The organism is Candidatus Binatia bacterium, from assembly GCA_036493895.1.
Classification (GTDB): domain Bacteria; phylum Desulfobacterota; class Binatia; order UBA1149; family CAITLU01; genus DATNBU01.
The window spans coordinates 1-20,085 of sequence record DASXOZ010000073.1 but is presented as its reverse complement, the minus strand read 5'-3'; the positions used below and the strand labels follow the sequence as shown (position 1 = coordinate 20,085).

The 20,085-nt window shown below is 68.1% G+C and carries 13 protein-coding genes and 1 pseudogene; 2 read left to right on the top strand and 12 right to left on the bottom strand.

Going from position 1 to position 20,085, the window contains the following annotated elements:
• Nucleotides 1–16: 16 nt before the first annotated feature.
• From VGK20_17590 to VGK20_17580, 3 genes are all read right to left on the bottom strand, one after another.
• Complete coding sequence (locus tag VGK20_17590; GenBank protein ID HEY2775859.1) at nucleotides 17–2,692, bottom strand: pitrilysin family protein; 2,676 nt, start codon at nucleotides 2,690–2,692, stop codon at nucleotides 17–19.
• A gap of 97 nt (nucleotides 2,693–2,789) precedes the next feature.
• The gene (locus VGK20_17585; protein HEY2775858.1) at nucleotides 2,790–3,698 is read right to left on the bottom strand and encodes an alpha/beta hydrolase; all 909 of its coding nucleotides are present in this window, start codon (nucleotides 3,696–3,698) and stop codon (nucleotides 2,790–2,792) included.
• Complete coding sequence (locus VGK20_17580; GenBank protein ID HEY2775857.1) at nucleotides 3,698–5,041, bottom strand: M18 family aminopeptidase; 1,344 nt, start codon at nucleotides 5,039–5,041, stop codon at nucleotides 3,698–3,700. Before VGK20_17580 ends, VGK20_17585 begins: the two co-directional genes overlap by 1 nt.
• Before the next feature lie 75 nt (nucleotides 5,042–5,116).
• Between VGK20_17580 and VGK20_17575 the strand changes: the two genes are divergently transcribed.
• Together VGK20_17575 and VGK20_17570 are read left to right on the top strand one after the other, a co-directional pair.
• Entirely contained in the window at nucleotides 5,117–6,160 is a 1,044-nt protein-coding gene (locus VGK20_17575; GenBank protein ID HEY2775856.1) for a GNAT family N-acetyltransferase, read from the top strand.
• Nucleotides 6,157–7,431, top strand: a complete 1,275-nt coding sequence (locus VGK20_17570; protein HEY2775855.1) for an NADH:flavin oxidoreductase — start codon at nucleotides 6,157–6,159, stop codon at nucleotides 7,429–7,431. The genes VGK20_17575 and VGK20_17570 overlap by 4 nt, the downstream gene beginning before the upstream one ends.
• A gap of 5 nt (nucleotides 7,432–7,436) precedes the next feature.
• Here VGK20_17570 and VGK20_17565 read toward each other — a convergent pair whose 3' ends face one another.
• From VGK20_17565 to VGK20_17525, 9 genes and pseudogenes are all read right to left on the bottom strand, one after another.
• The gene (locus tag VGK20_17565; protein ID HEY2775854.1) at nucleotides 7,437–8,036 is read right to left on the bottom strand and encodes a hypothetical protein; all 600 of its coding nucleotides are present in this window, start codon (nucleotides 8,034–8,036) and stop codon (nucleotides 7,437–7,439) included.
• A gap of 524 nt (nucleotides 8,037–8,560) precedes the next feature.
• Nucleotides 8,561–9,289 (bottom strand): MBL fold metallo-hydrolase, encoded by a 729-nt coding sequence (locus VGK20_17560; protein HEY2775853.1) that lies wholly within the window; start codon nucleotides 9,287–9,289, stop codon nucleotides 8,561–8,563.
• Nucleotides 9,290–9,461: 172 nt separating this feature from the next.
• The gene (locus tag VGK20_17555; GenBank protein HEY2775852.1) at nucleotides 9,462–10,367 is read right to left on the bottom strand and encodes an SH3 domain-containing protein; all 906 of its coding nucleotides are present in this window, start codon (nucleotides 10,365–10,367) and stop codon (nucleotides 9,462–9,464) included.
• A complete protein-coding gene (locus tag VGK20_17550) occupies nucleotides 10,364–12,241 on the bottom strand; it encodes a BatD family protein (GenBank protein HEY2775851.1) in 1,878 nt (625 codons plus the stop codon). Before VGK20_17550 ends, VGK20_17555 begins: the two co-directional genes overlap by 4 nt.
• Nucleotides 12,241–15,822 carry a VWA domain-containing protein gene (locus VGK20_17545; GenBank protein HEY2775850.1) on the bottom strand — a complete coding sequence of 1,194 codons (3,582 nt, stop codon included), beginning with the start codon at nucleotides 15,820–15,822 and terminating at the stop codon, nucleotides 12,241–12,243. The genes VGK20_17550 and VGK20_17545 overlap by 1 nt, the downstream gene beginning before the upstream one ends.
• Complete coding sequence (locus VGK20_17540) at nucleotides 15,819–16,844, bottom strand: VWA domain-containing protein (protein ID HEY2775849.1); 1,026 nt, start codon at nucleotides 16,842–16,844, stop codon at nucleotides 15,819–15,821. Before VGK20_17540 ends, VGK20_17545 begins: the two co-directional genes overlap by 4 nt.
• A complete protein-coding gene (locus VGK20_17535; GenBank protein HEY2775848.1) occupies nucleotides 16,831–17,922 on the bottom strand; it encodes a hypothetical protein in 1,092 nt (363 codons plus the stop codon). The genes VGK20_17540 and VGK20_17535 overlap by 14 nt, the downstream gene beginning before the upstream one ends.
• Nucleotides 17,919–19,019: a DUF58 domain-containing protein gene (locus tag VGK20_17530; GenBank protein ID HEY2775847.1), complete on the bottom strand. Its 1,101-nt coding sequence runs from the start codon at nucleotides 19,017–19,019 to the stop codon at nucleotides 17,919–17,921. Before VGK20_17530 ends, VGK20_17535 begins: the two co-directional genes overlap by 4 nt.
• Before the next feature lie 56 nt (nucleotides 19,020–19,075).
• Nucleotides 19,076–20,035, bottom strand: a pseudogene (locus tag VGK20_17525) (MoxR family ATPase).
• Nucleotides 20,036–20,085 lie beyond the last annotated feature (50 nt).

The following is a 20,085-nucleotide window of genomic DNA, read 5'->3' as shown; positions in this document are numbered from 1 at the left end:
CGCGCGGGATCGGCGTTCAGTGCGGCGCCGGTCCCTGCGTGACGCGCACCAGGTCGCCCGGTCGCATCCATTTCGCGAACGCGGCGCGCACGTCCTCCGGAGTCAGCGCAACGTAGCGGCGCGCGGCGACGGTCGGCTCGTCCAGCGGAAGATCGAGATCGCGACGCTGCAGGAGGCCGTGCGCCAGCGCTTCGATGCTGGCATCGGCCAGCGGGATCTGGCGCAGGACGAGGGATTTGGCACGAGCCAGCTCGTCGTCCGAGACCGGCGAATTCTGCATCTGGCGCAGATCGCGCACGATGAGGTCGCCGGCCGTCGATACGTTGGCCGCGTCGCAGGCGTAGTGTGCGATGTAGACGCTGCGCGTGCGACCGGCCTGGATATGGGAGCCGACGTCGTAGACGAGGCCGCCGTTCTTGCGCAGGTCGACGCTCAGGCGCGAGGAGTAGAACCCGCCTCCGAGCACGCGGTTGCCGAGCTCGAGCGCGTAGTACTCCGGGTTGGAGCGCGCCATGTCGAGCGTCTGAGCCAGCGTCACTTCGTCCTGCACGCGCGAAGCGTCGGGCACGCTCGCCTGTCCGGGAGCATTCTGCGGAGCAGGCGGCAGGTCGACGTCGGGCCTCGGTCCCGAGGCCGACCAGGAACCGAAGCTCTTCGTGATCACCCGCGAAGCCTCTTCCGGCGTGACCTTGCCGACGACGACGATGGTCGCCAGGTCGGGGCGGATCGTCGTTCGATAGTAATCGCGCACGTCGTCGATCGTCAGCGCTTGCACGGTCTGCGGAGTCGAGTGCCGCTGCAGCGGGTCGGTTTCCGGGAACAGTGCGTGCCTCAGCGCATGCTGGTTGAGAAATCCGGGACTGGCGTTCCTGGCGGCAACGGTGCGGGTCGCGCGCTCGCGAAGCCGCTCGAAGTCCGGCTGTGGAAGCGCAGGATGAAGCTCGTGCTCGGCGAGAAGATCGACGCCGCGCTCGAAGTCGGACGACAGCAGGCGAATCGAAAAATCGGTGCCTGCCTTCTCGGTGGCGCCGAGCTCGTCGAGGGCGCTCTCGAGCGAGAGGCGGTCGCGTTTATCGGTGCCGTATTCGAACAGGTCGTCGAGAAGCTCGGCGACGCCTTCCTTGCCTTGCGCAACCTCCACCTCGGCACGGCTGCGGACACGGCCGTAGACGCTGACGGTGTCGCTGATGTCCTCCTGCTGGACGATGAGCGTGACGCCGTTGGCGAGCGTGCTCACCACCGGGTGCAGCGTGGAAGCAGGCACGTCGAGGTGGTGCAGCAGGTTTTCGGCCCAGCCCGGCAGCTTCGTCGCAGGCGCCTCGCCGAGGTCGATCGTCTCCTTGCCGCCCACCTTGCCGCTGGCGATCACGGGAGCACCGGACTTGCTCGGGACGAGAAGCGCGTGGATCGAATGATCGACGTCGAGGTATTTGCGCGCTACGCGGTTGACGTCCTCCACGCTGACCTTGTCGATGCGCTCGATGTCTTCGTCCGGTGACGAAAGGCCGTACAGCTCGACGGCATCCGACCACACCGAGGCGAGGTCGGCGATCGAATTCTTCGCGAACTCGCCTTCGCGCCTCTCCTGCAGCTTGGCCGCGGCCACCAGCTCCGCGGGAACGCCGTCGCGCGCGACTCGCTGCAGGATCGTGCGCACGTCGCGCTCGATGCCCGCAGCGTCGCCCCCGGCCGGAAACGTCACGACGGACCAGGCCAGGCCGGCCTTCGGCATCGGCTCGATCTCGAAGCTCGCGTCGACGGCTTTTCCCGCGGCAGCCAGGCCGTAAAGGTCGAAGCGGTGGCTGGCGAGCACGTCGCAAAGAACCTCGAACGCCGCATAGTCGGGACTGTCGGTGCCGGGTGCACGAAGCGCCACGACCGACGCCGCGTCGCTCTGGTCCGACGGCATCGTGACTCGCTCCGGCTTGAGCGGGCGAAGCTCGACGGCCGGCCGCGGCGGCAACGATTTTCGAGGAATCGATCCGAAGACCTCCCGCGCCTTGGCGATGGCCGCTTCCGGCTCGATGTCGCCGACCATCACCAGCAGCGCGTTGTTGGGCGCGTACCAGTGGCCGTAGAAGTCCGCGAGCATTGCCGCACTGGTCTTGTCGAACGAGGGGCGCGTTCCGAGCGCGTCGTGCTCGTACGGCGTTGCGGCAAACATCCGGGCGCGCAGCCTGGTGTGCAGGACCTCGAAAGGCTCGGAAAAATCCGCGGCGACTTCCTGCTCGATCGCGCCGCGCTCCTTGGTCCACGAATCCTTCGTTGCCAGGATGCCCTGCATCCGCGCGGCCTCGATGCTGAGCACGACCCCGAGGTCCTCGGCAGGCACCGTGAACACGTACTGGGTCAGGCTCTCGCGCGTATTGGCGTTGAAGTTTCCGCCGAGCAGCGTGCCGATGTCGGCGAGCTGCTCGGCCGAAAGCGCCGGGTTTCCCCGGAACATCATGTGCTCGAGCGCGTGCGCGGTGCCGGGGAAACCGGCCGGCGACTCATCGGAGCCGACGTCGTAGTTCAGCGCAGTGGCCACCACGGGCGCGAGCGTGTTGCGCACGGCGATGATGCGAAGCCCGTTGTCGAGCGTCGCGCGCGCGACAGCGGATGGGTCGGTCGCCGCCGGTGCGGCCACGGCGGCGCGCGAGCCGATCAGCAGGCAGACAGCGGCGGCGACAAGAAGGGCTTTTACAGGCATGCGCGCTTCGACGTGGAGCAGGCGAAAATAATCGAATGACGGCGCCGGTTCGAGCCACGCCCGGGCCGGCAGCGAAAACACCAGGGCCCTGGTCTAGCTAGGGCCCCGGCGGTGCCTTGCCCTTGCGCGGAAGGGAGTGTTCCCAGTCGGCCAGCACCGCCCTCAGCGCGGCGATGAACGCCAGCGGCTGGTCGAGAATGAGGTGGTGGTGGGCCTGCGGGATCTCGATCACGGGCGCGTTGCGGTCGAGAAGCTCGTACATGTACTGCCCGGTCTCTGGCGGCACCAGGTCGCTCAGCTCCCCGCGCAGGATGGCGATGCGGCAGCGCGTATCGGCCAGGTAATCGCTCATGGGCTTGAGCGAGACGCGCTCGAAGACGACGGGGTCGAACTTCCACGTCCAGCCCCCGTCCACCTTTTTCAGCGAATTGCGCGCGACGTGGTCGACGATCCACGGATTGTCGCAAGGCTGGAACGGGATCAGGTGGAAGTGCGTGACGGCTTCTTCCAGCGTCGCATAGACCTTGGGGTTGCGGAAGGCGCGTCCCTGGCGTCCTTCCTGGCTTTCGGGGTCCGGCCTTTGCACCGGAGAGTCGACGATCACCGCGCCGGCCATGCGGTCGCCGTAAAGGGAGGCCGCGACGATGGTGACGAGCCCGCCGAGGCTGTGGCCGACGATGATCGGCGGCCCGCTCTTTCTCAGGCCGGCGTCCTCGGCGACCGCGACTGCCTCCATCGCCCAGATCTCGCGCGGGTAGAGGGTGCGCCTTCCGCTCTCGCCGTGTCCGCTCAGGTCGAGCGCCGCGACGCAGTAGTCGTGCGCGAGCAGCGGAGCAAGAAAGCTCCACCACCGCGAGTGGGCCGCACCGCCGTGCACGAGCAGCAGGCCGGGCCGCCCGACTTCGCCCCAGCGGAGATAACGGATCGTGCAGCCTTCGACCTCGACGCTTCGCTCTTCGGGCAGGTGAGCCAGCGCGTCGGTGAACCACTTCGGTGCGCCGCCCACTACTCGGCGGGCTCCAGGAACGCGGTGAGCGCGCGGATCATCGGCTCGATGTCGGCAGTGCCGCACATCTCGCGGCACGAATGCATCGACATCATCGGCGTGCCGACGTCCACCGTGCGAAGCCCGACACGAGCGGCACTGATCGGCCCGATCGTCGAGCCGCACGCAAGGTCGCTGCGCGAGACGAAATGCTGCAGCGGCACGTCGGCGCGGCGGCACGCCGACGCGAACATCGCGGCCGTCTCGGCGTCGGTCGCGTACGCGAGGCCGGCGTTGAACTTGAGCACCGGACCCCCGCCGATCATCGGCCTGTGCCCGGGCTCGTGGCGATCGGCGTAGTTGGGATGCACCGCGTGCGCCATGTCGGCCGAAACCAGCACGGAGCGCGAGATCGCGCGCGCCTTCGCTTCCGGATCGCCGCCTCCGGAGAGCGTCGCGAGGCGGTCGAGCACGTCGAGGAGGAAGGTGCCGCCGGCGCCCTGGGCGCTGCGGCTGCCGACCTCTTCATGGTCGTGGAGCACGATGACACGGGTGAACGGCGCCTGCGGGCCGCGCTGGCTCGCGCGGATCAACGCGGTCAGCGACGCGTGCGAAGAAGCGAGGTTGTCGAGCCGGCCCGAGAACAGGAAATCGTCGCCGACTCCGCCGATCGTCGCGCCGGCAAGATCGTAGAACATGAGATCGAAGCCGAGGATGTCGTCCGCTTCGACGTCGTCCTCGCCGATGGCTTCGAGCTCGGCCGCAAGAAGGGTTGCAAGATCGGCGCGGCTGTCGAGTCCGATCAGCGGAGCCATGTGCGTCTGCTCGTTCAGCTTGAGGCCGTCGCTCCTCAGCTCGCGGTAAAGGTGGATCGCAAGGTTCGGAATGCGCGCGACCGCGCGGTGAAGATCGACGAGCAGCGTAAGAGGCTCTTCGCCGGCCGCGATGCTGACGCGGCCTGCCAGCGCGAGGTCGCGATCGAGCCAGGTATGAAGAAGCACGCCGCCGTAAGGCTCGACGGCGAGCTGGCGGTAGCCGTGCGCTTTCACGTCGGGGCGAGGCTTGAGGCGAAGGTTCGGAGAGTCGCTGTGGGCGCCGATGATGCGGAATCCCGACTCGGCCGGCTCGCGCTCGCCGACGACGAAGGCGGCGATGCTGCCTCCGCCGCGCACGACGTAGGCGCGCTCGGCCTCGCCCAGGTCCCAGGCATCCTGTTCGCGAAGATTGCGGAAGCCGGCCGCCTCCAGCCTGCGCGCCGCCTCGGCCACGGCGTGGTAAGGCGTGGGGGACGCATCGAGAAAGCTCATCAGGTCGACGACGTCGGGCATGTGCGGGGGCCGGAAAGGCGGATCGACAGGGGGCATGGCGGAAACATAGCGGCGGCCGCGCCGGATGGCGAAGGCTCAGGGCGCAGGCTACTAGTCCCGCAAGGACCCGCGATGCCCTCCATTGCTGTTCGCGATTTGAGGCCGTCGGACGTTCCCGCGGCCGCCGCGCTGCTGGCCGCCGCCCAGAGGCGTGCGCTCGAGTCTGCGCCGGCCTCGCTGCGGATCGGCGAGCGCTACCTCGACGTGGCGCCGTGCCGCAGTGTCATCGAGCAGCTCATCGCGTCGCCGCGCGCATCGGCCGTGGTCGCCGAGCGCAGCGGAGCGCTCTGCGGCTTTCTCGCCGGCGAGCGCCAGCTTTTCGCTCCCGAGGATTTCGCGTCGATCTACGCCGAGCCGCGCTCGACGAACGTCCCGCTGCACGGGCATGCCGTGGTTCCCGGACCCGAGGCATGGCGGATCCACGAAGAGCTGTACGCCGCGCTTGCCGCGCCGTGGATCGCCGACGGATTCTTCGTGCACAACGTCGCGATCAGCGCTCTCGATGCGGCCGGCGCCGATGCATGGGGCCACCTCGGATTCGGGCGAAAATCGGTGTGCGCCGTGCGCGCCGTGTCGCGACCGGCGGACGCTCCGCGTGGGGCGAGCGGCGTCACGATCGAAGAGGTGCGAGGCCGTGACGACGAAGTCCTCGAGGCGTTCCATCGCCGTCTCATGGAATTCCAGACGGGATCCCCGATGTTCTGGCCCTACACGGGCGAGTCGGATGCGCGCGTTCGAAGCGTGCGCCGCGACGCGCTGACCAGCGGGCAGGGGTTCGCGTACATCGCCCGTGACCGCGCCGGCACGCCGCTCGGCTCGCTGCTGTTCGTCCCGTCGGTGTTCCTGTCACCGCTGCTCGTCTGCGAGCGGATGGTTTACCTGTGGGAAGGCTTCGTCGAGGAAACCCGCCGCCGAAGCGGCGTCGGAACCCTGCTGCTGGACCACGCCACCCAGTGCCTGGCCGAGCGCGGGATCCGATGGTGCGCGCTGCACTACGTCTCGGGCAATCCCGGCGGCGGCCGCTTCTGGCCTGCCCGTGGTTTTTCGCCGGTCGAATACGTGATGCACCGCCACGTCGACGAGCGCATCGCCTGGGCGAAGGGGCCGCGGGCTTGACCCTCTCGCAGCAGGACGGCGGTGCTGCCGCGATCGTGAAGATCGCGAAGATCCCGACTGCCGTTCCCGCCGCTCGGGCGGCCGAGCGTCCGCTGCTGGCCAGGGCCCTGTCACCGGCGTCGCTCGGCCCGCTGCAACTGCGCAACCGCATCATCAAGACGGCGACCTACGAAGGCATGACGCCGCACGGCATGCCTTCGCCGGCGCTGCTGCGGCATCACGAAGAAATCGCGCTCGGCGGCGTCGCGATGACGACGGTGGCCTACTGCGCAGTGTCACCGGACGGTCGCACGTTCGAAGAGCAGATGTGGATGCGCGAGGCGATCGTACCGGCGCTCTCGGAGCTGGTCTCGGCCGTGCACCGCCGGGGCGCGGCGGTTTCCTTGCAGCTCGGCCACTGCGGCTACTTCAGCCGCAATACGCAGCTTCCGGGGCGCCGCTCCGTCGGTCCATCGCGGCTTCTGAACGAGTACGGGCTTCTGTCGGGCATTCCGTTCTCGCGCGCGATGAGCGACAGCGACCTTCGCGCAACCGCCGGCGATTACGCGAAGGCCGCCGTGCTGGCGCGGCGCGCGGGTTTTGACGCTCTCGAGCTTCACTTCGGGCACGGCTACCTGCTGAGCCAGTTTCTTTCGCCCGCGACCAACCGGCGCAGCGACCGTTACGGCGGAAGCCTCGAGAATCGACTTCGCTTTCCGCTCGAGGTGCTGCGCGCGGTGCGTGACAGCGTCGGCAGCGCTACGCCGCTGGTGGCAAAGACCAACCTTCGCGACGGCTTTCGCGGCGGCCTGGAAATCGACGAGGCCGTCGCCGTCTGCCGCGCGCTCGAGCGCGAGGGGATCGATGCGATCGAACTGACCGGCGGCTTCACCAGCCGCACGCCGTTCTACCTTTTTCGCGGCAAGGCGCCGCTGAAGGAGATGATCGAAGTCGAAAAGAGCCGTCTCCACCGCATCGCGCTGCGCCTGTTCGGCCGCCGGGCCATCCGCGACTATCCTTTCGAGGAGCTGTTTTTCCTTCCGCTGGCCCGCAAGGTGCGCGAGAGCGTGCGCGTACCGCTCGTGCTTCTCGGCGGCTGCCTTTCGACCGCGAGCCTGGAGGCGGCGATGCGCGAAGGATTCGATTTCGTCGCGATGGGAAGGGCGCTGATCGCCGATCCCGACCTCGTCGTGCGCATGGCCGACGGAAGGGCCGAGCGCTCGCGCTGCACCTCGTGCAACCGCTGCGTCGCCGAGATGGACCGCGGCGGGGTGCGCTGCGTCCTCGGCTGAGCGCATCAGTCGACCCGACGGAACGTCAGGGCCCATACCCACGGGTTGGTGACCCAGCCGTAGCCCGTCGAGGCGTTGAGCGAGTCCCACAGGTCGGCGAACACGAGCCTCGGCGCATCGTGCCCGTCGCGAGCCCAGCCTCCCGGCCGGAACCATTCGTTGACGGCGAGGCCGCCCGGAAGGTCCCCGTACGGGATCCTCAATCCCTCGGCGATGGCGTCCTGATTGGAAATCTCGTGAAGGGTCTCGACGCGCACGTCGACGACTTCGAGGACGATGCGCGACAGATGGCGGGGCAGGTGGATCGGCGAATGCCAGCGCGAATCGGGTGGCGTCATCGGGCCGTCGGCTTCGTAGAGCGCGGACTCGAGGCGGAAGCTCGTTTCCCGCCCGCGGGGAGCCGTCGGGCACCAGCGCTCGCGTACCCACAGGCGGTCGCCGGGTTCCCCGTACGGAGGCCTCAGGCCGGCGCGGCGACCTTCTCCTGCCAGCGCGTACGCGTCCTCCGCCAGGCGCGGCCCGTCGACGGCAGGATTGGTCCATGGCGGCCATTGGATGACCCGCCTCTTCTGGGTCTTGCGGCCCTCGAGGATGGCCCGGACCATGGGGCCGCCGAAGACCACCGGGTGTTCTGCGACGGGTTGCCGGGTGACCGCCCGTCCACTTGGAATGCCGTACTTCACAATAGTGTCGGTTTTATTGTGCATGGGCCCCTGCCTGCTCGCGCGTCCGCGGCGGATTTTGTGGTGCTTCCCAATGCCGCAGCACTCCACTTAGGCCGATTTCCGTGCGTTCGGGGAGCGATTTGGCGCGATGTGGGAGGCTACATCTCGAATCTAAGTGACTTGGGACACACTTACTACCTCATGTGCGCCGACCAGTGCCCTGAGTCACAGATGTCGAACTTATCCGGACCACTCGTCCCATCCGGTGCTCACCCCCGTTTGAGGCGGTCGCCTCCCCCCAGGTGAGGAATTCGCCCCCGTGTCGCGACGCGGTGCGGAGGTTTCGAATGCCTGCAACGGCGCAGAAACGAGGAAAGTCGCGGGCAGTTGGCCGCAGAGCGTCAGTAGTGGTCGAGAACCAGGCGAGGAGGCCGCTTTCGCTGCGGGCGCCCGCCCGCGCCCGCTCAGGAGGCGAGCGAGGCGGCCAGCTCGCGAAGCAGCCTTGCGCCGTCGCCGCGCCAGGCGCTGCCGTGCATGCAGGCCATCGTGCGCGGCGCCGCGCAGGCCAGTCGTTCGAGCATGGCGCCCGTCCCGGTCGCGTGCGCGAAGTAATCGAGCGAGCGGCGGAATGCTTCGCTCGGTCCGAGGATGTCGCTCTCGATGATCGCGTCGTGCTCGGCGCCGGGTTGCGTGAACAGGTCTCCGCAAAGAAGCGTTCCCGTCGTCTCTTCCATCATGAGCCCGCAGTCCCAGCCGTGGGGAAGATGAGGCGTGTCGAACCAGCGCAGCCGATGGCGGCCGGTGACGAGGACTTCCCCGTCGTCGAGCGCGTGCGGCGGCCGATCGGCGAAATCCGGAGCCGACGTCATCGCGCCGATGCGGCCGCAAACCGGCGAAGCGGCCGGAGCCGCCGCGAGCCAGTCGTTGAGCGACCCGCACTCGTCCGCCTCGAAATGGGAGTACGCGACGTGCCGCAGGTTTTCGACCGGCAGCACGTGGGCAACCGCCTCCCGGACCAGCTCGAACATCCGCCGGGGCCCCGTGTGATAGAGCAGCGGCGCGTCGTCGGCGACCAGGTACTGGTTGAACGAAAACCCGGTCCCATCCGGCAACTTGAGCGGCGTGTGGATCCTGTAGATCCCGTCGGCGATCTCGTCGACGCAGGTTCCGGACTGGCTGTTCGTCGTGGTCATGTCGCGCCTTTTTTACTGCCAGGCGCTTGGTCGGTGCAAGCCTGTCGGCCGCCCTGCGATGTACGGCGCGCGCTCCTTCACGCTGCAGCAGAGCAAGCGGCCGCACCGAACCGGAGGCCCCCTTTAACAGGCTGCGGAAAAACCCCTCGGTCCGGAGTTTTTCCGCAACCTGTTAAAGATGTGCGGCCCGACTGTCCGCAGCGGCGGACTCCGGCTCGACTGGCTCTGTCGCACTGCTGGCGACCCACGCGTCGCGCCCGTCGGCGAGGATCACGCGCGCCCACGCGCCTCGCGTTTCCGCCACGGTGACCTCGGTGCCTGCCGGCAACGGCTCCGCAAAGCGTGCCGGAGCGTTTCTCGAATCGGCGGCGCGCGCGACAGTATCGGGAGCGGTCAGCACGGCGGCGCGCTCCTGGCGCACGAACGCGACGGAGCCGATGAGCAGCCCCCACACGAGGAAAGGAAACACCGCGAGAATCCGCAGCGCGCTGCTCGCGGTGGCCAGCGCCGCGCCGAGCATCACGGCGGCAACCGCGAACGCCAGTGCCGCGGCGCCTCGTCGCTCGGCGGCCGACATCGAGTGCTGCCAGGCCAGGATGCTGTCGAGGAATCCGCCCGTCTCCGGCTTCGGCACCCATGCCGGCAGCAGCGTCCTCGTGTGCAGCAGGTCCTGCTGGGCGTGGTGATCGTCCGGATCGATCGCCAGCGCGCGACGGTACGCGAGGATCGCGGTGCCGAGGTGCTCGGCCTGCAATGCCGAGGTTCCAAGATCGGTCCAGAGATCGGCGCCGGCGCCGCCTTGCTGAGCGGCCGCGGCGAACAATCTTTCGGCGCGTGCGAATGCCGCGGGCCTGTCGGCAGCCGACGCAGTGTCCTGGGCCGCCGCGTAAGCGGCCAGTGCCTGCTCGAGCGTCGAGCTGGCCGCGTTCGAATCGGCGGCGCGGACATTTCCTGCCGCCACCAGCAGCGCGATGCCGAGGACCAGCGCAATTGCAGCGAGCAGCCAAGCACGAGATGCCGCCGCGGGCGCGCGCGATCCCCGCCGGCCATGCCCTGCGGTGAATCCTGCGCCCGTCATTGCAGGCTCTCCAGCATCGCGTCGGCAACAGCGACGGACTCGTTTCGAAGTGGAATCGTGATCGCAGCTTCGCCGCCCGGTGCGAATGCTACTTCGTCGAGTCCGGCAAGCACGCCGTCGAGTCTTGCCGTATGCGACGCGGAGTCGACCAGGAGCGATGCCATCTTGCGCAGGCAGTCGGCGACCTCTCTCGCACTTCGGCTCGAAGAGACGCGCCGTCGAAGAGCGCGAAGATCCTTGCGCAGCCGGGCCTTTACCGGATCGACGCTGCGCCGGCGCCGGACGGCAAAACCTGCAAGAAGTGCGGCAAGGCCGGTGGCATAAGCGCTCCACTGCACGGTGCTCGAAGCGAGCACCGAAGGCTGCATCGAGCGAAGCCGCGCCGTGTCGGTGACGATCGACAGATCGGCTCCCGTCAGCGTGAAGGACGGCGTGCGGGCGGCGGCCGACCCGGTTGCGCCCGCCGGGCCCGCTGCACCTGGCTGCGCCGCGCCCTTCGGTTCTTCTTCGTGTTTTTCCGCCGGCGCCGCGCTGACGACGTCGTTGGCACCGACCACCGTCGACGGGCGGACCGAGAGTGCGATCGGCGGCGAGTGCGTCGTCTCGAACCTGCCCGTCGCGGGATCGAACCACGAGTACGATACCGGCGGGATCTCGCGCACCGACGCATCGAGCACCCGTACCGAGACTTCGAAGTGTTTGCCGGTCTCGTCGGTGAGGCCGGCAACCGCGTTGTCGGGTACGCGGAACTGCTTGTCGGAAAGACCGGCCGCAGCGAGCGGAGGAAGCGTGGCGGTATCGAGAGTCCCGTCGCCGTGCACGGTGATCGACAGCTTCACAGGATCTCCGGCCTGCAGCACGGTACGGTCGGCAGCAACGCTGATCGAGAAGTTCTGCCCGATCGCACCGGCAAAGCTCGCAGGGCGACCGGCCACCGGAACCGCCTGCACGTCGAGCCCCATCGGCGCGCCGGCCACGCGCAGCTTCCTGGCCTGGGACGGCACCCGCGATCCGAAGAGGTCGCGCTGGAAACTGACCGCTTCTTCACAGAACAGCGACGGCTCGCCGAGGTCGAAGTGCCCCGTGGCCACCGGCACCATCATCCTGGTGAACGTCCGCACGACGTAGCGCTTGCCGCCGTCGTTGGTCTCCTTGACCTCGACCGGGAACTCGGTGTTGCCGCCGGGCACGTCGACCGAGATCGAAAGGCGCGTGGGCGCATGAGGCTCGTCGATGAACTGGAAATGCGTCGTGTCGAGGAACAGCGGCGCATTGAGGTGCTCGTTGAAAAGGCGGTCGGCCAGTCCCTCTTCGGTCCACCACTCGACCCTTACCGGGATGCGCTGCCCGATGAAGATCGCATGGTCGGGCAGCACGACGCGCAGCTTCTGGCCACTGGCTTCCGGTACGTCGATGACGTTGATCGACAGCGAGCGCGTCACGGCGGATTTGCCGCCCTCCTGCGTTACCGTGAACGGACCGACCGTGTAGTGGCCCGCCGCCGGTGCGGTCAGCTGGTAGACGAACCCGAATCGTACCGTGCGGCTCTGCGTGACGTGACCGTTGACGATCTGCATCATGCTCGAGACCTGGGGTCGGGCCTGCACGAACGACAGCGTCGTGCCGGCGGGCGCATCGGCTTTGACGTCGGGCTGCGGCTCGTCGTCGAAGTTGTCGGCGACCACCTGCATGTCGATCGGCACGCCGGCGTAGTACGGCCCCTGCGTGATCTGGAACTGGGCCTGCTGGGCCAGCGCGCTGGCGGCAAGGGCGAGCACGAACGCGAAGGCCAGCGCGGCCATCCTGCCGATCGCGGCGACAGTGGCTATCGTGGCCGCGCACCTCCGCCACATGATGCTGCACGGCTGCAGCATCACCAGTCCTTCTCGACCGGTTCGTAGGACTGGTGCTGGGCTTTGTCCTTGCTCGCGCGGCGCTCGGCCTCGCGGTCACGGATTCCCTGCAGGAGCTGGGCCGGATCGGTCTTCTCGTTCTTCTGCTGCTCTTCGGCAGCTTTCTGCTCAGCCTTCTGCGCTGCCGACTTCTGGCCGCCCTGTTGCTGGTCCTTCTGGCCGCCCTGCTGCTGCTGTTGTTGTTGTTGCTGCTGTTGCTGGTCCTGCTGCTGTTTCTGTTTGTCGGGCGGCACCAGCAGCTTGAGCGCAGCTTCGAGCTCCTCGAGCGCGGCGTTCTGCGCGGTTCGTGAATCCGCGAACGCAGGAGGATCCACCTTCAAGTGCTGGCTCGCCTGGTCCATCGATCCTCGCGCGTTGTCGACGTGACCGGCTGCTTCGGCAAGACGCTGCGGCAAGTCTTCGGGGACCTTGCCCTTGGCTTCGGGCGGGACGGGCTGTTTGGACTGCTCGCGAAGCGCATCGGCAATCGGCGATGCGTTGCTCGACAGGCTGTCCTGGCGCGCGCCGAGAGGTCCGGCCTTCGACGTGGAGTCCTGGTCCGGACTGGCGGCCGCCATCGTCGCAGTCTCCTCGGTCTGGTCGCCGAGCTCCAGCTGGTGCTGGGCCAGCTCCTTCAAGCGATCGATGACCGAGAAGAACAGGCGGCGCAGGTCCTCGATGCGGGAAACCGCTTCGTCGACGGCCGCCTGTGACGGGTGCCACGAGTCGGCGGGCAGCGAGTCGCCGCGCGAGGATGCTTCTTTCGCGAGCGTATCGAGCTTCGTCGTCGCTCCGTCCATCGCTCCGCGCGCGGCGGAAAGGTACGTCGCGGCAAGATCCAGGAGCTGCTTTTGCTGCTCGGGATCCGGACCCTGTTGTTGCGACGGTGGCGGCGCCGCAGCTTGTCCCTGCGGTTGTTGCTGCTGTTGGGCCCGGCCGGCTTTTTTCGCTTCGACCGCCTGCGCGGCCGCCGCGGTCTCTTCCTTCAGCTGCCTGTCGAGACGCGGACCGCGGGCCGAGTTGTTCTTCTGGACGTCGTCGGCCATCGGAGCGTATTCGGTCTTGTCTGCCGCCGCGATCTCTTTCTTCGGCGAGACGATCGACTGCACTCGTTTTTCGTCGTCGTAGACGAGATCGACGAGGCGCTGGAAATCGAGGAAGCTCTCGCGCGCAGCGGCCAGCTTCGCGATCGCCTGGTACTGCGGAGCAAGAGACTCGCGAACGTGGGACTGGCCGAGATCGTCGTGCGCGTCGGAGACTTTGGTCGCGGCCTCGCCGATCAATGGCTCCGCTTCGCGAACCCGTTCGAGCAGCGATGCGCTCTTTTCGTCGGGAACCTGGCCGTTTTTCGCGGCGGCGTCGTTCTGCGACAGCACCGCGACGAAGTTGTAGTGCAGCTCCTCGACGCGCTCGCGCAGCTCGCCGGCGGTGTCGGCCAGGTGCTCGGGCGTCAGCCACTTCTGCGGTGGTGCCTTGCTCTGGCCCGAATCGAGCGCGACCTTGACGCCGGTCAGGCGCGACAGCTCGGTCGCATCGCCGACGAGGATGTCGAGCACCTTGACCGGATCGAGCAGGCGGTCGCGTGCGCGCTTGAGATCCGTCAGCGTCGTCGAAGCGGCGCGGTAGGCGCCGGGTCCTTCGAGGCGGCGAAGGCGGCCCCGCGCCTGACCCATCTGTTCCCGGGCCTGGTGCAGCGATTCGAGCGCGCCGTCGAGCTGTGCGGCTTTCAGGGTTTCTTCGGGTTTTTGTTGTTCGGGCGGCTTGTTCTGGATCAGCGCCTGCTCGCGCACGGCGCGATCGGAGACGTCTTCGGCTTTCGACGAAAGCGCGAGCTGGCGCGTGGCCAGCTCACGGAAGGCCTGGCGGTCCTTCTCGACGTCCCCCCCCGCAGGACTTGTCGTGGAATTGTCTCCGGCCTGGTCCTGCACGGCTTTGCGAAGCGAAGTCAGCAGCGCCCGCTGTTCTTCCATCAGCACGTTGATGTCGTCGAGCAGCGATTTTTCCTTCTTGCGCGCGATCGCGTCGGCAAGCACCAGCGAGCGCCGCAGCACCAGCTCGAGGTTCTGCCTGGCATCGTTGTCCTTGGGATCGAGCGTGACGGTTTCGCGGAACCAGGAAGCCGAGCGCTCGAGCGCGGCAAGGGCGTCCTCGGGACTGGAGTCGACCTTCGCGTCGGCGCGCCGCGAATCGAGGATGCCGAGGTCGTAGGTCGCGTCGCGGCGCAGCACGCCGTCGAACTGGGCGCGCGACCTTGCATCCTCGAGCTGCTTCTCGGCGGCGTCGAAATCGCCGGCGGCCATCTGGTCGACGCCGTCGTTGAACGTCGCGCGCGGAGGCTTGGCCGGTGGGGCCGGCGCAGCCGGAGGCGCGGCTTTCGCCGCTTCCGCCGCCTGCGGAGTCGTCGCGTCCGCTGCATCTTCCGAGGCTGCGGGCGCCGCGCTGCCCTCCGCCGCGGCCGGCGCGGCATCGTCGGCCCGCGCAGCGGAGACGAGCGCGAGCGCGAGGACGATCGCAACGGATGCGCCCGCGGCGGCAGCCCGCGCCCTGCGCCCGCTTGCCCGACCCGAGCCGACGAGCACTGACGCGAACAGAAGCAGCAACGACGCAAGCACTGCCCACTGGTACGCTTCGTTGCGGATCGTGCGGCTCTGGCCGTCCAGCTCTCCGCGCGTCAGTCCGGCGATGTACGTCTCGTAGATCGACTGCAGGTCGAGGACGCCGGTGCCTGCGGGGATGTAGGCGCCGCCGGTGGCAAGCGCGATCTTTCGCAGCGTCTCGCCGTCGAGGCGGCTGATCACTTCCTGGCCGTTGGAATCCTTGAGAGTGCGCCTGGCGCCCGTCTTCGGATCGGTGATCTCGATCGGGCTGCCTTTTTCGTCGCCGAAGCCGATCGCGAGGATCTTGATCCCGCGCTCGGCCGCATCCTTGGCGGCCTCCAGCGGGAACGAATCGTGGTCCTCCCCGTCGGTGATCAGAAGAATCGAGCGCGAAACCGAGGCACCCGCAGCAAATCCGGCAACGGCCTTGCGGATCGGCTCTTCGAGCCTGGTCCCGCCTCGCGACACGCTGTGCGGCCCGGCCGAATCGAGCACGAGGCGGAAGAACGAAAAATCCGGCGTGATCGGCGCGAGCACGCTCGCTCGTCCGGCGAATGCGATCAGCCCGACGCTGTCGCCGCGCAGATATGTCAGGAGGTCTCGAAGCTCGGCCTTGGCGCGCTCGAGGCGGTTGGGCGCGACGTCCTCGGCGAGCATCGAATTGGAGACGTCTAGGCAGACCATGATCTCGGCGCCCATGCGCGGAGTCGAGATCAGGTGCGCGCCCCACTGCGGCCGCATCAGCGCGACGACCGCCATCGCCAGCGACGCGCCGACGAGCACGATCGAGGTGCGCCGCCTCGTGCGCGACGGCGTCTCGGCCAGGCGCGATTGCATCAGCGGCGAAAGAAACCGCGACATCGCCGAACCGGAGCGGGCATCGAGCCATAGCAGCAGCGCCGTGAACGCGACGACGCCCCACAGCAGGAAAGCCCATGCCGGCTCGGCGAAGCGGAAGTCGCTCACGGCAACCTCCTCAGCAGCGTCGCCGATGCGAGCGCGGCGAGCATCGTCAGCGCGGCGGCGGCCTCGACCAGGGGCCCGAAATGCTCGCGGTACTGGAGGTAGCGCACCTCGGTGATGTCGCTGCGCTCGAGCTTGTCGATCTCCTTGTAGATTTCGGTCAGCTTGTCGGCGTCGCGCGCGTGGAAGTAGCGGCCGCCGGTGGCGTCGGCAATGCGGCGCATCGTCTCCTCGTCGACGTCGACGTAGACGCGGCGCAGGTACTCGCGCCCGTCCGCGCCGACGACCGGGATTGGCGCCAGGCCCTTGCTGCCTGCGGCAATGGTGTAGACCTTGATGCCGTTGTCGGCGGCAAGCTTGGCCGCCTGCATCGGATCGAGGTCGCCGGCGTTGCTGACGCCGTCGGTCAGCAGGATCACGACCTTCGACTTGGCTTTCGACTCGCGAAGCCTCTCGATGGCGAGGCCGAGGCCTTCGCCGAGCGCCGTCGATGCTTCCGAGGCCTCGCTCGCGATCTTCACGTCGTCGAGGATCTGCATCAGGTTGGCGTGATCGAGCGTCAGGGGGCAGACGCCGTCGGCGTAAGTGCCGAACACGACGAGCCCGATGAGGTCGTCCGGTCGTCCCTTCTCGTCGCCCTTCCCGCCTTCGACGAACTCGTGGAACACGCGCTTGACGGCATCGAGACGGCTCACGCTCGCATCGCCGGCGACGAAATCGCGAGCGTTCATCGAGCCCGAGCGGTCGACGGCCATGACGATCGCAATGCCTTCGCGATGCACGTAGTTCGTCGTGTCGCCGGTGCGCGGGCCGGCAAGCGCGACGGCCAGCAGCAACGTCGCGACGGCGAGCAGCAGCGCGGGAAGCTTCGAAAGGCGCGAGCGCAAGGAACGGGGCGCACCGTGGAAGTGCGAGAGCGTCGAGACCGTGACGACCGACGGAAGCCGCGATGCCAGCGCGTAAACGACCGGCGCCAGCAGCGCGAGGCCAAGCAGGAAGGGGTCGCGCAGCTCAACGCCAGGCATTGGCCACTCCCGCGGCGGCGACCGGAGGATTCTGGTCCTGCTCGTCGGCCTGGTGCGTTTCGTCGAGGAAGCTCGAGGCAGCGGCCAGTGCCGATTCGATCTCGTCGGTCGACGGGATGAAGCGCGCGAACTTGACCATGTCGGCGCGGCGCAGGAAGTCGAGCAGGAAGCCCTGGTGGGCCTGGCCGAGGTCGGGCGATGCGCTCGCGACCTGCAGGAATTCCTCGGTCGTCAGCTCGGGGGCACGCAGCTCGAAGCGATCCTCGAGATAGCGTCGGATGAGCGCCGACAGCTCGACGAAGAACGTGTCGATCTCTTCCGCTTCGGTCGGGCGCTGGCGTGAGGCGAGGGTATCGAGCCGCGACCTTGCGATCTCCCACGCGCTGCGTCGCCGCACGCGGGCGCGCGCGGCGGCAAAACGCCGCCACAGAAGCGGCGCAGCAATCGCCGCGAGAACCACGAGCGCGAGCAGCCACGGCCACAGATCCTGCGGTCCGCGCAGCGCAGAGAGGTGGCCGCGCGCGGGCTTCAGGTCTGCGCCTGCGCCGGCGGGCACGACGGAGGAAACTTCGAAGGGGATGCGCTCGGTGATGAGCTCGTACGACTGTTCGCCGTCGGGCGCAGCCCGCTGGCCGGGCCGGTGGTCGACGAACTCGATCAGGAGCGGCGGGATGGACTGAGGTCCCGAAAGCGGAGGTTCGAGCACGTAGCGCTGGGTCGAGACCTGGTTGCCGCTGGCATCGACTGTCTGCTTCGGCACGAACTCGCGCACCGAGAAGCGGTCGAGCGATTGCCCGAACTCGGGCATTTCCAGCGCGATGCCGTCGGCGGCCGTCACTTCGACGGTGAGGGTCACGGTGTCGCCGATCACGGGCGCCACCGGCTCCAGGCGCACCCGTGCCTTGACGGGCCCGGACTCGGTCGTTTTCTCGATGAAGTTCGGCTTGATGGCGTCGGCGGCGGCCCCCGCATCCGGCTTGCTGGTATCGACGACGTCGGCCGCAAGAGCGCAAGACGTCCAGCCGAGCAGCAGCGCGACCACTGCCGCGGGGATCCACTGCCGGCGCACGCGCATCACCGCATCTTCCTGCGTTCGCGCATGCGGAAGAACCGCACGATCGGCTCGACGATGGAGCCGGCCGCGTCGATGTGGATGAAATCGATGCCGCTTCGCCGCAGCCTTTTTTCGAGAGAGGTAACGCGGTCCTGCGCCGTCTCGTTGGCGTACTGGCGAAACGCGGCAGAACCGGTGTCGCAGAGCACGGTTCGGCCGGTTTCGGCCTCGCGCATCGCGACCAGGCCGGCGTCGGCCGTTTCGAGCTCGCGCCGGTCGGTCACGAGCACCGCGATGACGTCGTGCTTCTGGTTGGCCGTCATCAGCGCGTGCTCGAAACCTTCGTCGAGAAAATCGCTGACGACGAAGCAGACGGCCCGGCGCCGCGTCACCGACATCGCAAAGCGCATCGCGCGATCGATGTCGGTCGCTTCCCGGGCAGTACGCATCGTGCGCCGCGCGGGGGCGAGCCTTCGCACGACCGAGCGCAGTCGCGACAGGGCGCCGCCCGAAGCGGCGCGACGCTCGGCGGCTTCGACCAGGCCGCTGGCCATGCGGGAGCTCGAGGCCTGCGGCACTTCGTTGCCGCCCGGCTCCTTGCGCGGTGGCACTGCAATGGCGAGACGGGAACCGGTGGCGCGGTCGTGGCCGTCGTCGACCTCGCCGTGCGCGAGCACTTCGCGCACGACGCGCAGCGCGTGTTTCTGGCCCTTGCGCGGCGGAATGTACTGCTCGACGCCGCCGTGGAACAGCACCAGGCCGACCTTGTCGTCGTTGCGGATCGCCGAGAACGCGAGCAACGCGCAAAGCTCGGCCGCCGCTTCGCGCTTGGAGCGCGTCGTCGAGCCGAAATCCTGGGAGGCCGAGACGTCCGCCATGAGCAGCAGCGTGAGCTGCCTCTCTTCCACGTAGCGCTTGACGAACGGCTCGCCGGTGCGCGCCGTCACGTTCCAGTCGATCGAGCGCACGTCGTCGCCCGGCACGTACGGGCGCACTTCCTCGAACTCGACACCCCCGCCCTTGAACACGGAGACGTACTCGCCGGCCAGCACGTCGGCGACGTGCCGTCCGGTGCGCACCTGGATCTCGCGCACCCGGCGAATGATCTCGGAAGCGTCCATCACGCCATCGAAGAGAAAGGACGAAGGATCATCGCGCGTCGTTCAGCAGGCGTCGTTCACGGCACCAGCACCGTGTCGAGGATGCGGCCGATCACCTGGTCGGTGCTGCGTCCCTCGGCTTCGGCTTCGTACGTGAGGCTGATGCGGTGGCGCAGCACGTCGGGTGCGAGCGACTTGACGTCGTGGGGGGTCACGTACGTGCGCCCCTGCAGGAATGCGTGCGCCCTTGCGCCGCGCAGCAGCCACAGCGAGGCGCGCGGGCTCGCGCCGTATTCGATCATTCCCGTCAGGTCCGGAGCGCCGGCTCCCTTGGGATCGCGCGTGGCGCGCACCAGGTCGACGATGTAATCACGCACCTTGTCATCGACGAAGACCTGTCCGACGGCTGCCTGCGCACCCGCGATGTCGGCGGGCGTCGCGACGCGGCTGACGTGAGGCTCGGCGGCAGCCACTCCGATGCGGTCGAGGATTTTTCTCTCCTCGTCGCGCGACGGATAGCCGACGCGCACCTTCATCATGAAACGGTCCACCTGCGCTTCGGGCAGCGGGTAGGTGCCTTACTGCTCGATCGGGTTCTGGGTGGCCAGCACCAGGAACGGCTCGTCCATGCGGTAGGTATGCCCGCCGATGGTGCCCTGCCTCTCCTGCATCGCTTCGAGAAGCGCCGCCTGCACCTTGGCCGGTGCGCGGTTGATCTCGTCGGCCAGCACGAGGTTCGAGAAGATCGGGCCCTTCTTGATCGAATAGCTGCCTTCTCTCGGATTGAAGATCTCGGTGCCGATGACGTCGGCCGGCAGCATGTCGGGTGTGAACTGGATGCGAGAGAAGCCGGTGTCGATCGCGCCGGCCAGGCAGCGCACCACCAGCGTCTTGGCCAGGCCCGGCATTCCTTCGAGCAGGACGTGACCTCCGGCAAGAAGACCGGTCAGCAGGCGCGTGACCATCGTCTCCTGGCCGACCAGGACTTTGCCGATCTCGGCGACCAGCGCCGGGCCGAGCCGGGCATACCTGGCGATTTCTTCGGCGTTCGGCGGGCCGGCCAGCGAGGTGTTCGCGGTCGCTTAGG

Coding starts and splice junctions, on each gene's coding strand:
- VGK20_17590 (HEY2775859.1), bottom strand. CDS start 2,692: ATGCCTGTAAAAGCCCTTCTTGTCGCCGCCGCTGTCTGCCTGCTGATC.
- VGK20_17580 (HEY2775857.1), bottom strand. CDS start 5,041: ATGCCCCCTGTCGATCCGCCTTTCCGGCCCCCGCACATGCCCGACGTC.
- VGK20_17575 (HEY2775856.1), top strand. CDS start 5,117: ATGCCCTCCATTGCTGTTCGCGATTTGAGGCCGTCGGACGTTCCCGCG.
- VGK20_17565 (HEY2775854.1), bottom strand. CDS start 8,036: ATGGTCCGGGCCATCCTCGAGGGCCGCAAGACCCAGAAGAGGCGGGTC.
- VGK20_17560 (HEY2775853.1), bottom strand. CDS start 9,289: ATGACCACGACGAACAGCCAGTCCGGAACCTGCGTCGACGAGATCGCC.
- VGK20_17555 (HEY2775852.1), bottom strand. CDS start 10,367: ATGACGGGCGCAGGATTCACCGCAGGGCATGGCCGGCGGGGATCGCGC.
- VGK20_17550 (HEY2775851.1), bottom strand. CDS start 12,241: ATGCTGCAGCCGTGCAGCATCATGTGGCGGAGGTGCGCGGCCACGATA.
- VGK20_17540 (HEY2775849.1), bottom strand. CDS start 16,844: ATGCCTGGCGTTGAGCTGCGCGACCCCTTCCTGCTTGGCCTCGCGCTG.
- VGK20_17530 (HEY2775847.1), bottom strand. CDS start 19,019: ATGGACGCTTCCGAGATCATTCGCCGGGTGCGCGAGATCCAGGTGCGC.